This window comes from Streptomyces sp. BE20 (genome assembly GCF_036322525.1).
In the GTDB taxonomy this organism is placed as follows: Bacteria; Actinomycetota; Actinomycetes; order Streptomycetales; family Streptomycetaceae; genus Kitasatospora.
The window spans coordinates 1-12,287 of sequence record NZ_JAQYWW010000457.1 but is presented as its reverse complement, the minus strand read 5'-3'; the positions used below and the strand labels follow the sequence as shown (position 1 = coordinate 12,287).

Annotated in this window: 14 protein-coding genes; 9 read left to right on the top strand and 5 right to left on the bottom strand. The window is 70.6% G+C overall.

Annotation, left to right across the window (positions count from 1 at the left end; translation table 11 throughout):
* Positions 1 to 349 precede the first annotated feature (349 nt).
* Positions 350 to 1,366 (bottom strand): helix-turn-helix domain-containing protein, encoded by a 1,017-nt coding sequence (locus PUR61_RS05090; protein ID WP_329876029.1) that lies wholly within the window; start codon positions 1,364 to 1,366, stop codon positions 350 to 352.
* Positions 1,367 to 1,522: 156 nt separating this feature from the next.
* On the opposite strand from PUR61_RS05090, the gene PUR61_RS05085 reads away from it, so the two are divergent.
* Positions 1,523 to 1,705 carry a hypothetical protein gene (locus PUR61_RS05085; RefSeq protein WP_329876027.1) on the top strand — a complete coding sequence of 61 codons (183 nt, stop codon included), beginning with the start codon at positions 1,523 to 1,525 and terminating at the stop codon, positions 1,703 to 1,705.
* A 285-nt stretch (positions 1,706 to 1,990) separates the two neighbouring features.
* On the opposite strand, the gene PUR61_RS05080 is transcribed toward PUR61_RS05085, so the two are convergent.
* On the bottom strand, positions 1,991 to 2,386 hold the full coding sequence (locus PUR61_RS05080; protein ID WP_329876152.1) for a DUF6197 family protein: 396 nt from the start codon (positions 2,384 to 2,386) through the stop codon (positions 1,991 to 1,993).
* A 257-nt stretch (positions 2,387 to 2,643) separates the two neighbouring features.
* Entirely contained in the window at positions 2,644 to 2,841 is a 198-nt protein-coding gene (locus PUR61_RS05075; RefSeq protein ID WP_329876026.1) for a hypothetical protein, read from the bottom strand.
* Between the two features lie 549 nt (positions 2,842 to 3,390).
* Here PUR61_RS05075 and PUR61_RS05070 point away from each other — a divergent pair.
* From PUR61_RS05070 to PUR61_RS05060, 3 genes are all read left to right on the top strand, one after another.
* Positions 3,391 to 4,185 carry a hypothetical protein gene (locus PUR61_RS05070; RefSeq protein WP_329876024.1) on the top strand — a complete coding sequence of 265 codons (795 nt, stop codon included), beginning with the start codon at positions 3,391 to 3,393 and terminating at the stop codon, positions 4,183 to 4,185.
* A gap of 234 nt (positions 4,186 to 4,419) precedes the next feature.
* On the top strand, positions 4,420 to 4,749 hold the full coding sequence (locus tag PUR61_RS05065) for a hypothetical protein (protein ID WP_329876022.1): 330 nt from the start codon (positions 4,420 to 4,422) through the stop codon (positions 4,747 to 4,749).
* A gap of 200 nt (positions 4,750 to 4,949) precedes the next feature.
* Positions 4,950 to 6,005, top strand: a complete 1,056-nt coding sequence (locus PUR61_RS05060; RefSeq protein ID WP_329876020.1) for a hypothetical protein — start codon at positions 4,950 to 4,952, stop codon at positions 6,003 to 6,005.
* 83 nt (positions 6,006 to 6,088) lie between these two features.
* Here PUR61_RS05060 and PUR61_RS05055 read toward each other — a convergent pair whose 3' ends face one another.
* Together PUR61_RS05055 and PUR61_RS05050 are read right to left on the bottom strand one after the other, a co-directional pair.
* On the bottom strand, positions 6,089 to 6,454 hold the full coding sequence (locus PUR61_RS05055) for a hypothetical protein (protein WP_329876018.1): 366 nt from the start codon (positions 6,452 to 6,454) through the stop codon (positions 6,089 to 6,091).
* Between the two features lie 562 nt (positions 6,455 to 7,016).
* Complete coding sequence (locus tag PUR61_RS05050; RefSeq protein ID WP_329876016.1) at positions 7,017 to 7,721, bottom strand: hypothetical protein; 705 nt, start codon at positions 7,719 to 7,721, stop codon at positions 7,017 to 7,019.
* A 693-nt stretch (positions 7,722 to 8,414) separates the two neighbouring features.
* On the opposite strand from PUR61_RS05050, the gene PUR61_RS05045 reads away from it, so the two are divergent.
* The 5 genes from PUR61_RS05045 to PUR61_RS05025 all read left to right on the top strand — a co-directional run bounded on the left by PUR61_RS05045 (position 8,415) and on the right by PUR61_RS05025 (position 11,828).
* Positions 8,415 to 10,022: a replication-relaxation family protein gene (locus tag PUR61_RS05045; RefSeq protein WP_329876014.1), complete on the top strand. Its 1,608-nt coding sequence runs from the start codon at positions 8,415 to 8,417 to the stop codon at positions 10,020 to 10,022.
* A gap of 561 nt (positions 10,023 to 10,583) precedes the next feature.
* A complete protein-coding gene (locus tag PUR61_RS05040; RefSeq protein ID WP_329876012.1) occupies positions 10,584 to 10,754 on the top strand; it encodes a hypothetical protein in 171 nt (56 codons plus the stop codon).
* Positions 10,755 to 10,826: 72 nt separating this feature from the next.
* Positions 10,827 to 11,177 (top strand): type II toxin-antitoxin system PemK/MazF family toxin, encoded by a 351-nt coding sequence (locus PUR61_RS05035; protein ID WP_329876010.1) that lies wholly within the window; start codon positions 10,827 to 10,829, stop codon positions 11,175 to 11,177.
* Positions 11,178 to 11,229: 52 nt separating this feature from the next.
* The gene (locus PUR61_RS05030; protein WP_329876008.1) at positions 11,230 to 11,580 is read left to right on the top strand and encodes a hypothetical protein; all 351 of its coding nucleotides are present in this window, start codon (positions 11,230 to 11,232) and stop codon (positions 11,578 to 11,580) included.
* Complete coding sequence (locus tag PUR61_RS05025; protein WP_329876006.1) at positions 11,577 to 11,828, top strand: hypothetical protein; 252 nt, start codon at positions 11,577 to 11,579, stop codon at positions 11,826 to 11,828. The genes PUR61_RS05030 and PUR61_RS05025 overlap by 4 nt, the downstream gene beginning before the upstream one ends.
* The last annotated feature ends 459 nt before the right edge of the window (positions 11,829 to 12,287 follow it).

Here is a 12,287-nt window from a genome sequence, read left to right as displayed (position 1 = left end):
TCTCACACCATCGAGTGAAGCGTCAGCGCGGACGCTCGACCTGCTGAAGTGCGGATTCGAGGACTTCGGAGGGCATCGGGGAACCCGCGCGTACTCCACTAGTGAGCACCGTGCCGTCCGGCAGGACCACCAGCCGACACGCCCGGCTCCGGCCCAGGTACGCGAAGTCCTGCGCCGCGTAAACGTGCCCCACGTGCCCGGGCGTGACCACCTCCCTGCCCTGCGGGGTGACCCTGACCCGCGGGTTGAGAATTTCAGGAAGACATGGCACTTTTCAGTGAGAACTGTCATCGTCGGTGTGCGCTGGATTACGGTCTCCTTGATGGCGCCGCTTGGTACTCCAGGAGCACTAGATCGCATCGATGTCGTTGATGACGCTGAAGATCTCCCTCGCGAACTCCGGCGTGCCCGAGTAAGGCACCTTGGTTTCGAAGGACTTGAGGACAGACGTGACAAACTCTGTGAGCGCGTCGACTGCGCTCGCGGCGTGGTCCGCCCGATAGGCCCCGAGGGTGGCGACTTTGCGGATGGTTGAGGGGTGGGAGATCCCTAGCCCGAAGGCGAGGATGTGCGGGTGGTACGTCCAGTCCACGGCGGTGAGGGCGTCGTGCTCGGGCTCCCAGCTCATCATGTCCCTCGGCTCGCCGTCTGTGAGGAAGAAGACGACGGGCCTGTAGACCTGATGTCCCTCGGCCTTTAGAGCGGTGAGATCCTGCTGAATGGTTCTGCGAAGCAGTGCCAAGGCCGGGCCGTAAGCGCATCCGCCTTGGGGCTGGAGGGGCGTGATCGTCGCGGGGTCCGTGAAGTCGCTCAATGGAGTGACCACCTGCGCCTTGTCCCCGAAGGCAATGACGCAGACGCGTGTCATGGAGCTCAGCCGGCGACTGTCCCGCAGCGTGCAGGAGAGCCGCAGCAACGCCTCGTTGAGCGCTGGCACCTGGGGGGCGAGGGACAAGGAGACATCGCACACCACGTAAAGGGGCAGGATCGGAAGGGAGATGCCAAGCGGTTGGTAGTGAGTGGGCCGTTGCGCGCTCTCGTTGTCAGCGTCCGCCCGCATCCATACCTCGTGGAGTGGCTCCGTAGGCGCTCCACACGCCTCGGCTAGCGCCACCACCTGAGTCCAGCTCGGGAAGCGGTCGCCGTTGAGGATGTGCGTAACAGTTGAGGCAGAACAGTGCATCTGACGAGCGAGCTGGACGCGAGTGGGCTTGCCTGCGGCACGGTGAAGTTCACGTAGCCGCAGCGCAAACCTGTGTACCGGGTCATGCTCCGGATACAGCCTCGGTGGCTTCCGTGGCATCTTGCCCCCCATTGCGACCTGATGCCGGAGATACCCCCGGCGTTGTCCGTCATTGTCAGTCATGGCCCGCCAACGTCGCTGGGAAATGCGCGGAGAGAGCACGTAGACCCGCTGAAGCGCAGTCGTTGTCGCCAAGGTCGTGGGTGCTGGGGGCAGGCGGAACACTGCTTGTGGGGAGGCATTTTGCCCTCACGGACACCACGGCCACGGGAGGCCAAAATGACGACGTCGAAGTACATGCTGCTGATGATTGGACTGCTGGGTGCGGCCGTCGCTGGCCTGACGGCGGGCATCGTGATGTACGCCCTGGGCGCGGCCATCCTGACCGCCGTGGGGACGGGGGCTGGCGCTTGCGTGTCGGTGGCGGGGCTGTTCTTCGCCGGGGTAGCCGCGTTTCGGTGAAGCGTTCGAGCGTCGATGCGGAGCGCGGGATTGTCTGCGACCTTGGCCATTCACTGTGACCTACCACCGCCGAGCTTCCCGCGTTCGGCAAACCGGAAGCGGGGCACGCTCTCTCCTGGGTAGTGCGGCCGGCATGTGCTGACCGGTGCGTGGTTGCAGATCACGGTGAGGTGCGTGCGGCGCGGGTCGGCGCGAGGTCGCTGACCCGACGAGTCAGCGAACTGGAGCCGGGGGTGTGGTCGAGGGCGTCTCCGATGTAGTCGGCGCCCTCGACCGGACGGGCGGTCAGCCGGCGGCCAGAGCTGCGGCGCCGCGCAGGAACGCCGAGGCTCCGGCGGCGGTTCGGCCCGGGGTGCTGCCCCAGTTCCAGACCGTTGCCCGGTAGTAGTCCTCGGTGGAGGCGTTCCACCACGGCGGGACCACGATCGGGCAGCCGTGGACGCGGTCGGCCAGCCGCCCCAGAGCGGCGGCGCCGGCAGAGGCCCGGTGGTGGTACCCGAGCTGGCGAACGGCCAGGGTCACGGCGTGGGTGATCGTGGCCGGCCCCGTCCGCGCGTCGCGCGCCCAGTCCCACGGGCCCGGGTGCAGCCCGACGTGCTGCAGGTGGGCGGCGGCGAACTCCAGCACCGACGAGGCGGTCGGACGGACGTCCCGCCGCGGGCGCGGGCCGGGTTCGGCCAGCTCGGGCGGTGCGGGCTGCCCGCGGCGCCGGCCTCCCGTCGTCGGCTCGGCCCCGGCGGCCTGACCGCCTCCACGGCGCCGGACGACCTGAGCTGACCTCGCCGCGATCCGCCCACCGGCGCCCTGGCGGGCTGGTGAGAACGCCGCCCGCGCCGGTGAGTTCGACCGGTGAGTTCGCCCGCCGAAACTCCCCAGCGCAGGTCACAGCAATGGCCCGCCGCTCTGGAGAGGAAGCGGCGGGCCACCGGGTCGGACGGCTACTGCTGGAACTCGGCGCTCTTCACGCCGTAGAACGTGGCGTTCGCCGGCCGGTTCTTCTCCAGCTCGTCGGCCAGCTGCGTCCACCCCTCGCCGCGGCGCACCACGCCGAGGAACTTCCCCAGCGCCTCCTTGTCGTCCCACAGCTCCTGCGCCGCGCTGATGATCAGCGACTTGAGCCGCTCGTTCTCGCTCACTGCGTTCCCTCCCGATCGTTGGACACGGACAGCCCTACCCGCCGGTGACCGCCGCCGAACTCTCCGTGAGCGGACTGCGTGGGCGCGCGCAGTTGCCTTACGCACCCGCCCTTGGAGCCGGTGAGAACGGCTGCGGAGACCGGTGAGTTCGGTGCGGGGTGGCCGGTGAGTTCCGCAGTCCAAACTCCCCACCGCAGGTCAGGAGCAGTGCGCGACGGCACGCAGCCGGAGGTCGCGGAGCTCCTGGTCCTCCTGCCCTGGGCCGCTGCGTCTCATGGGCGACGTCCTTGGATCCGCCGCGACCTGGACGCCGACGCGCAGTGCGTACGCACCCACCTCGGCCGGCTCCGGCGGGTGCGTACGCTCCCGCACTTTCCGGGGCGGGTGACTGCGCAAGCGCACCGGCGCCTCTGCGCAGCACCGGCGCTTCTGCGCAAGCGCCGGTGCGCTGCGCAGAGGTGTGCGCAGGGTGTCGTTGCGCACCTGCGCAAGGCCGGGACGTGGGCGGCCGGGGCGGCCCTGTCCGGGGTGCCGGTTACGATCCGGATCATGGAACAGAGTTTCGACGCGCGAGGAATCCCGGCCGCCGATGGAAACGACGTGCGAGGAAACTCCGCCGTCGACGGAATCGACGCGCGACGAATCGACACGGAACTTGGAGCGCCGGCCTGCCCGGAGTGCGGCAAGCCGCTGCGCGCCGCCGGCCCCGGCCGCCGCCCGGTCTACTGCGGCCGGGCCTGCTCCTCGAAGGCGTACCGCCGGCGCCGCTCCGAGGGCCAGCAGGACGCCGTCGCGGACGCCCTCATTTCCTCGCGCGTCGATATCCCGGCCGCGCCGGACGCCGGCGCCCGGGAGCTGCTGGAGCTGGCCGCCGCCGTGCAGCGCGCCGCCACCCGCTACCTCCAGCGCCTCGACGAGGCCCGCCGGGGCGGCGAGGACCCGGCCGCAGGCCGCGCCCTGGAGCTGCTGGAGACCAGCGTCACCGGCGCGACGCAGCGCCTGCTGCGCAAGGCCCACGTGCTGCGCTACGAGATGCTCTCCGCCCGGGGCCGGGCCGAGCGCGCAGCAGCTGCTGCTGCCGCATCCGCCGGCCGCGGGCCCGGCGCTGCACCCGACGGGACCCCGGCCGTCGCGCCGTCTGAATCGTCGCGCGTCGAAACCACCCCGGGCGGCGATGCTGTCCTCGACCCGCAGCCGGGCGGCCCGACCCACCGCGAGACGCCAGACGCCGCCCGCCCGGTCGTCCCGCAACCCGCCCCCGAGCGGGCCCGGGTCGTGCCCGTTCCCCGGGCAGACGTTTCCTCGCGCGTCGAAACCGCCGGCCCCGCACTCGGCCTTGCGTAGACGCCGCGTCCCCTCGCCCCGCCCGTGCGCAGCGCGCCGGCCGCACTGCGCAGGGCAGCACCCGTCGGTGCTCTGGTGCGCAGTGCAGCGCCCGCTGCCGTCGATCCGCTGCACTCTGCAGTTCCCGCCGGGGCCGACTTCCTGCACCTTGCAGCGCCCCTTGATGTCCAGCCGGTGCAGCAGCCGGCCCCCACCGCTCCCTCTCCCGACCCGGAGGGTGCGCAGGAGGGGCTGGTGGTTCCCGAGCAGCTGCGCCTGGCGCTCGCCGCCGAGCGCTCTTCGGTGTCGCCGCTCGCCCGGGGCCTGGGTGCTCCGTCCGAGTCCTGGCGGCTGCCGGACGGCGACCTGGTGGTGGAGGGCTGGGCCGGGGATCCGTCCCTGTTCGCCGTCCGGCGCCCCGACCGCCGGCTGGTGGGCTGGGTCGCCGACACCGGGGACGGTTGGGGCAGCTACATCGACGGGCACCTGGTCATCGACGCGATCGACGGTGACCCCTGGTACTCCCGCGATGCGCAGTACGCGGTCTTCCTGCTCCGGGCCGCACTCGACCAGCAGATCGCCTGAGCCCCTGCCCGACGGTCGCGGCCGGCCATCAAGGTGGTGCCGGATCCCGGCCGCCGGCTCTGCCCTGATCGTGATTTCGTGACGCCGGACCGTGAGGCCGACCCGCATACGCCCTGGTGACAGGCCGTACCAAGGTTGGCGTCACGAAATGGCGACCAGTGGCGTCACGATGTCCGCCACCCACCCCTAGCCTTGGTCCCGTGATCCCCGACCAGCCAGGCCCGCCCGACGTCCCGCGCTGCCTGGCGTGCGACAGAGAACTCACCCCCGCCACCGGCCGGCGCGGCCGCCAGCCGCGGTACTGCAACACCAACTGCCGCAGCGCCGCCTACCGCCGCCGACAGGCCGCCCAGGCCCCGGCTGCCACCACCCCGGCCCCGGCCGCCACCGCGGTCGCCGCCACCCCGCCCGTCGCCACCGGTCCGACCCTGCTCCCGCTTCCGTCGTGGACCGCCCCGACCGGCACGCCGACCGAGCAGCTGCTGCGCCTGGCCGCCGACGTCGACGACGCCGTCCACGACTACCTCCACATCGTCGAGGCCGGCACCCCGGTCGAGGCCGACCAGGCCCTCGCGCTGCTCCACCAGCTGCTGCCCGACGTCCTCGCCCGGATCCTCCAGCAGGCCGAGCTCCACCACCGCCGCGGCGCCGTCGCCGCCGGCCCCGAAGCCGAGAGCGACGCCACCACCTCCGCGCCGGACGCGTCGGCTGACGCCGCTCCCCGGCCTGGCAGTCGTGACGGAGATCGTGATGCCGATCGTGACGCGCCGCCTGCGGTGAACCTTTCCGGACCAGGTCAAAGCATTGGTGACCGCGAACCCGAGCAGACGGCCGAGGAGCGCTGGCGCGACCTGATGGGCCGGCGACGCGAGGCCGAGGTGCCCACCCGACCCGTCGAGCGGTACGGACCGTGGGAGTGGGAGCGCCCGCTCTCGGACGGTTGGGCCCGCACCATGTGGCGCGACCACGCCGCCGCCCGGCCCCAAGCCCGCCCTGTCCACGTCCTGCTCCACCACGGCCGCCCGGTCGGCTGGGTCGAGGCCGGCATCCACGACGTCCCCCAGTGGGCCGCGGTCCTCCACGGCGGCCCCGACGGCCCGGACCGCTTTGTTCGCGAGCCGCGCCACGACCAGGTCGCCCTTCACCCCACCGCCCTGGCCGCCATCGCCGCCCTCCGGGCCGCCCACCGCGACCGCGACCCCAAGGCCCTGCCCGCCGGCGCCTGGCACACGCAGCAGCCCCCAGGCCCGCGCTGATGTGCCTTTGCACGCTAGTTGGCCAAACGGTGCACCGTGGTTGGCCAGGCCAGCGGTGCCGATTCTGAGCAGCTGTCAGCTGCTCAGCGGAGTTGGTCGACGGATGGCAGGGAGGTCGGCGCGTCGTCGGTGACCCAGGCGTACTCCAGGGCCGACAGGGTCGTGCCTCCCTCTGCCCAGAGCAATAGTTCGCCGGTGTACTCGCCGGAGCGGTCGTAGACGAAGGCGCCGGTCGGCAGGAGCGTGGACGGCGCGGAGGGGTGCTGTTCCAGTCCGCGCACCCGGAGGTCGACGCTCACCGACCCGGGGCCCCAGGTGGCGACCACCTCGGTGTGGTCCAGCTGGCCACGCAGCGCCGGAGCGCCGGCGAAGTCGGCTTCCAGGAGGTGTTCCAGCACGGCTCGCTCAGAGGCGTTGAGGGGTCGAGGCTCGATGGATACGGCAGACATGGATCCATTGTCGCGGTTCACCGCGGTTCGAGCTGCCCCGGCGCAGGCCAGCAGCACCTGGCCAACAACGCTGCAAAGCCTGGCCAACCAGCCTGCAAAGTTGGCCATCTACCGTGCAAAGGCACACAAAGGCACACGCACGGCTGGTTGCCCCGGACGTTGCGTCGGAGGTTGCCCCGGACGTTGCTCCGGAGGTTGCCTCACGGGTTGCTTCGGAGGTTGCATCGAGATAGCCCCCCGGACACCTTGATGCCGCAGGTCAGAGCCGGGGACAACCGCTCTCCGGAACGCCGACTACTTCTCTGCACGGGGTCTTCGGCACGAGAGCGAAGCAGTACTCAGGGTGTCCTGTACGCCCTGGCGTTGGAGGTGTGGAGGCTGCGCGCGGGCGGGCTGACCGCCTGCCCCCGCAGACCCGGCCGGCCCGGCTCGGCCGCGCTGTCGGTGGTCAGCAGAAAGGGGCGGGGCCGACAAGTCTCGACTCGTCGGCCCCGCCCCTTTGACCCCGCATTTCGGTTCGGGCCGTCCTCCCGTCGGCCCGCCGCCGCGCGCTGCGCCTCGGTCAGGTGCCTGCCGGCTTGTAGATGGCCGAGGTGGGGTGAGCCTTGGCGATGGCGCCCTCGGCGGCGAGCTTGCGCAGAAGGGCACGGGCGCCCTTCTGGTCGACGTCGTGTCCAGCCCCCCGCAGGGCCTCCGTGGCCCGCTGGGCGTTCCACGTGCCGCCCTCCTCCCGCACGGCCGCGCGCAGGTGAGCGGTCTGGCTCTGGTCGCCGCCCTGGTCGTCCTGGAGACGGCGCACCCACTCCCGAGAGCGCCGAGCCCCGTGAGCGATCATGACCTGCGGCATGTTGGCCTGGGCGCCACTGAGGGCGACGGCCTCCAGCCGGCTGCGGGCGTTGATGATGGCGGTCTGGGCGGCGGCCGCTGCCTCGTCGGCCTCCCGCTTCTCCTGCTCGAACCGGGCGAGGTCGTCGGCGATCTCCGAGAGCAGCTTCTGCAGGGAGTCCCACTGGGTGTCCGAGCCGGTGCTCGCGGTCGCCGCCGGCGGACCCTGCGGGTGCGGGCCCTCCCAGACGAAGGACCGCAGGAGGCCGATCGGCTCGGAGCCGTCCGCGTCGAGACGGGAGCGGTAGGCGGTGTCCAGCAGGTCCGACGCGAGACGGGCGGCCGTGTCCTCGGACTCCTTCGTGCCGTGGGGGTCCGCAGCGTGGTCCTTCCAGGTCTTTCCGGCGTCCAGGCTGGCCTGGATCGAGTAGGCGAACCTCATGGCACCTCTTTCTGAAGCAGTAGTAGTTAACTCATGCGGTCTACCGCCTACAATCTTAAACTCCGTGGCTTAACGCAAGCGAGTTTGTCGCAAGCCCTTACCGTCGTCATCCCCAGCACCCCCACCATCGGCCCCGCCCACCCCGCTGCGCCCTGCGTCGGCCCCGGCCTTGGCGCCGGACTCGACGATGGCAGGCACAGGCCGGCTGCTCGCCTGACGTCCCACCAGGCCGCGCAGCCGAGCGGAAACGGTCCGCCGGCCCTCACGCGGGTACGCTCACCCGGGAGCCCGACAGCAGTGATTTCGCCCCGCTGGTGCCCCTCGAAGGACCCTGGACTCCCCCTCCAGTTCCCCGACCATCTCCCCCTCCAACTCCCCGACCACCGGTCAACACCGCATCAGGGACGTTTGCACAGGTCAGACGCCAAATCCAGGGCCCGCCGAAACCCCGGCAACCCCTCTGTGCCCCTGTCTGTTGGTAGTTGAGGTTGGCGGTACTGGGGCATGCGGGGTTTTGCGCGCTCCAGGGCCGCTGAGTGGCCCTCCCGTCTCTTCGGCCTGTCGGCCTGCCCGCTCGGTGATCGGGCTGGGGGAATGGGGCGGCGGGGGCGAGGGCGGGCGCCGGGCCGGGCTGTCGGTGCCATGAGGTATCGAAGAAGCCGGAAGATCACCAACCCACGGGGGAGCACCGGCATGAGCCAGGACGAGAACGACCAGCAGCCAGCCGAGCAGCCGGCACCGAAGCATCGCGTCCACTTCGTCCGCGCCAAGGCATACCCCAACGGATCGACCAGCCCGCTGCGCCACAGCATCCTCCAGGTGCTGGGCGTGCTGAAGGTGGCCACCGTCAAGCAGACGTGGCTGCTGGCCCAGCCCGACCACGAGCACCCGAACACCGTCGCCGGCGGACTGCGCGACCTGATGAAGAACAAGCTGACCGAGCAACGCGGCACCACCTCCGGGCTGCCGTCCAAGCCGGACCCGGCCGCCACCGGCCCGGCGGCAGCACCAGAACCGAAGCCGGCCCGGCCGAAGGGCACGCCGAAGCGCAAGCCGATGCGCCCCGCCGGAGCCGGGGCGGTGATCTGGGGCCTGACCGACCTCGGCCTGGACGCCGCGAAGTCCACCCTGCCCACCTCACGGAAGATCGGCGACCGGGCCCGCTCGGTCGGCCGCGCCACCGGAGCACCGCACGCCATGGCCGTCAACGACACCATCGTCGCGTTCACCAGCCCCGCCACCCCCGGCGAGCCGGTCGGTACCATCGCCGACTGGGTCACCGAGGCACCGCACCCGCTGCCGGGCGAGCGCACCCAGTTCGCCGACGCCGTCCTCACCGCACCCGCCGACGGCATCCCGCTGCTCCTGGTCGAGGTCGACCTCCACAACGAGACACCCGAGTTCATCGCCGCCAAGTTCGACCGCTACGCCGAGTACTTCACCCTCACCTACAAGGACCCCACCCACGAAGGCCACCCCAGCAACGCAGACAGGCTCCCCACCTGGCGCCGCCGCTACCCGACGGCCGGCCCCGACTCCCTGCCGCCCATCGCCCTGGTCCTCACCGGCGCCGGACCCCGCGGCCTGAACAACCTCATCGACAAGGTCAAGGACCTCACCCGCAAGCACTGGCGGCCCACCAGCCTGGACCGCTGGAGCCACAGTGACCCCTTCGACTTCACCGGCAGCATCCCGATCCTCGCCTGCCACCTGGACAAGCTCACCGCCCAGGGCCCGCACGCCGAGATCTGGTGGCGCTTCGGCGGCCAGACATGGCAGACCCTCGACGACGCCCTGGCCCACACCGAGTACCGCGCCCGCGTCCAGGCCCGCCTCGACACCGAAGCCCAGGACGCCCACGAAGCCAAGGAACAGCGGCTGGAGGCCACCCGCTGCCCCGACTGCAACCGCCGCCAGGACGAATTCGACGACCAGCGATCCGCCAGCGACGGCACCAAGCCCTGCTGGCACTGCCGACAGAAGGCCGCCGCCGACGCAGCCGAGAAGAAGCAGCAGGCCGTCCGCGACGCCCACGCCAAGCGCTGGCCCTGCTGGACCTGCAAGGGCCCCCTCGGCGGCGCGTTCGACTCCGTCCTGGAGCTGACCGAGGAAGCCCCCGCCGAAGCCCTGGAGTGCCCCTCCTGCGAGATCGACCGCCGCAACAACGGACTCGGCCGGCTCCTCCTGCCCAAGCCCACCTTCAGTGAACGGCGTCAAGCCAGGAAGCAGACCCCGGACGATCCCTGGTGGGAAATGCGCCTGCTCCACGCCGAGCAATGGCCCGTCCGCAGCTCGAATTAGCCGGACAGCGCTCGCCGACGGGTACCGCGACCCTCACGTCACGGTACCCGTCACGCATTCCCGTCGGAAATTCTCCGGAGATGAAGTCGAAAGCAGAACGGCATCAGGGTGCCCCATGTCCAATGAGAAGCATTCCGAGAGAGCCCGGCGGAAGGCCGACGCGCCCTGGACCCTGGGGTGTTTCGCATCTGGTTTCGTCTCTGGTTTCGCCTCTGGTTTCCTACCGGGTTTCGTCTCTGGTTTCGACTAGAGGACCGTCCGTCCGGCCACCCGGAAGGAATTCGCACCTCAGAGCCGGTTAGTTCCGCCATCCCGACGCCGACTTACCTCTGTGCGCCCCCTGCCCTGCTGAACGAAGTGGTGGGAGGGATGGGGAGCGGGTGCGCACGTCGGCCCGCCGGACGCTGCGCTGTGCCTCTTTCCTCTACCTCGCGGCCGGGCGGGCGGGCCTACGGCCTCATCGGGTGTTGTGGGGTGCTCCGGCGCCTGAGCGGCCACCATGCCAGCCGGCCCCCGCAGCCTGGGACGCCATCCGGTATACCTGTGGGTATCCTGGCTGGTATGCCGATGACGACGATCAAGGTGCAGGCCGAGGTGCGGGACGAGCTCGCGCGCCTGGCGGCCGACGACCTCGGCGGAGTGACCCTGGGAACAGCCCTGGAGCACCTGCTGACCGAGCACCGCAAGGCGCAGATCCTCACCGCCTACACCCCGCCTGCAGGCCGACCCTGAAGCCTGGGCCGGCTACCAGAGCGAACTGGACGAGTGGGACGCAGTCGCCGGCGACGGCCTGGCCGGTGAGGCGTGAGCCGCAAGTCCGCCCCCTGGCAGGTCTGGATGGCCGACCTCTCCCCGGTCATCGGCTCCGAACAGGCAGGACGACGCCCCGTCGTGGTCGTCTCCTCCCCCCTGTTCGCCGCCTTCCCCACCGCCATGGCCATCGTCGTGCCCCTCACCACCCAGCACCGCGGCCTGCCCCACCACGTCCCCGTCACCTCCGCCCAGTCCGGCCTCGACCGCCCCAGCTGGGCCCGCACCGACGACGTGCGCACCATCTCCGAACAGCACCTCACCGGCAGCCGGCCCCTCGGCACCGTCACCGACAAGGAAGCCGCCGACATCCGCATCTACCTGCGGCTCATGCTCGACATCTGACCACCTCGCCAGCTGCCGTACGGTGTCCTGGGCACCCGAGATGGAGGTACCGATGAGCGCTCAGCCGATCCATGGTCCCGAGCTGATCCCCCAGCCCGCCCGAACACCCCTGGCCCTGTACGAAGCGGTCGCCGCCCTCATGCCGAGCCGGCTGACCGAGATGACCGCAGACCAGGCCCGAGCCATGACCGAAGCAGTCGAGCGCCAGAGCCTCAAGCCGCTACTGCGCTTCACCACGAAGTGGGCGGTCGACGTCGAGATCGCACGTCACCCGGAGACGCTCGCCGAGCTGCACCGCGCCGAATACCTCGCCAACCACGCCCAGAGCCCGGAAGAGCGCAGGCAACAGGCCGCCCTCGCCGGAGCCATCGTCAACGCCGCCGCCGAAGCGGTCCGCGGATGACCTGGGCCTGGGAGTACAACCCGGACGAGGACAACGTCGTCGCCGGCGCACCCCTCGCCTTCGTCGCCCAGGTCGAGAGGAAGGCCGACGAGATCGTCCGCGCCACCGCCGCCCTCTACCTGGACGGCACCACCTACCAAGGAGCCGGCGAGAAGATGAAAACCGCCGACGTCGAGGACGGCATCTTCTGGTACATGACCGTCCCGCGCGACGAACGCATCTACATTCTCCGAGTCCAGGCCCTGTAAAGCTACGGCGGGAATTACCGGCAACCGAATTCTGATACACCGAAACTCCCGTCCGATAAAGTCAACTGACCGATATCTAAATCCGGTGAATGCTCGAAAGGCAGGGGGTCCGGACCCCGTTTGCGGCGGGATCACCTAGCAGGCCAGAACTGATACACTCGATCTTGGGAGCCACCTCATCAGGGCAGTGGACGCGGGCCGACCGTGCAGCCGTTTCGGTGCTCTGGACCTGCGGTCTAGACCAATCTGGCGAAGTGAAGCCGACCCGCGCACCCCCCGACGTCCACCCCTCCGGCCAGTCGGCCCGTAGTGAGATCAACCAAAAACCCAGCTCAGAAATGTGATCAGGCATCAGCCATCCGGGAGGGAGTGGAGCGAAGCGGAGCGACCGACAGGCCCGAGCGAAGCCGGGCCGACCTGACCGAAGGTCAGGTCACGGACACGCGGAGCGGGTCCGCC

Excerpts from the sequence above, each read along its gene's own strand:
- PUR61_RS05085 (WP_329876027.1), top strand. The coding sequence starts at position 1,523 with ATGACGACGTCGAAGTACATGCTGCTGATGATTGGACTGCTGGGTGCG.
- PUR61_RS05070 (WP_329876024.1), top strand. The coding sequence starts at position 3,391 with ATGGAACAGAGTTTCGACGCGCGAGGAATCCCGGCCGCCGATGGAAAC.
- PUR61_RS05055 (WP_329876018.1), bottom strand. The coding sequence starts at position 6,454 with ATGTCTGCCGTATCCATCGAGCCTCGACCCCTCAACGCCTCTGAGCGA.
- PUR61_RS05030 (WP_329876008.1), top strand. The coding sequence starts at position 11,230 with ATGAGCGCTCAGCCGATCCATGGTCCCGAGCTGATCCCCCAGCCCGCC.
- PUR61_RS05025 (WP_329876006.1), top strand. The coding sequence starts at position 11,577 with ATGACCTGGGCCTGGGAGTACAACCCGGACGAGGACAACGTCGTCGCC.
- PUR61_RS05090 (WP_329876029.1), bottom strand. The coding sequence starts at position 1,366 with ATGACTGACAATGACGGACAACGCCGGGGGTATCTCCGGCATCAGGTC.
- PUR61_RS05045 (WP_329876014.1), top strand. The coding sequence starts at position 8,415 with ATGAGCCAGGACGAGAACGACCAGCAGCCAGCCGAGCAGCCGGCACCG.
- PUR61_RS05040 (WP_329876012.1), top strand. The coding sequence starts at position 10,584 with ATGCCGATGACGACGATCAAGGTGCAGGCCGAGGTGCGGGACGAGCTC.
- PUR61_RS05050 (WP_329876016.1), bottom strand. The coding sequence starts at position 7,721 with ATGAGGTTCGCCTACTCGATCCAGGCCAGCCTGGACGCCGGAAAGACC.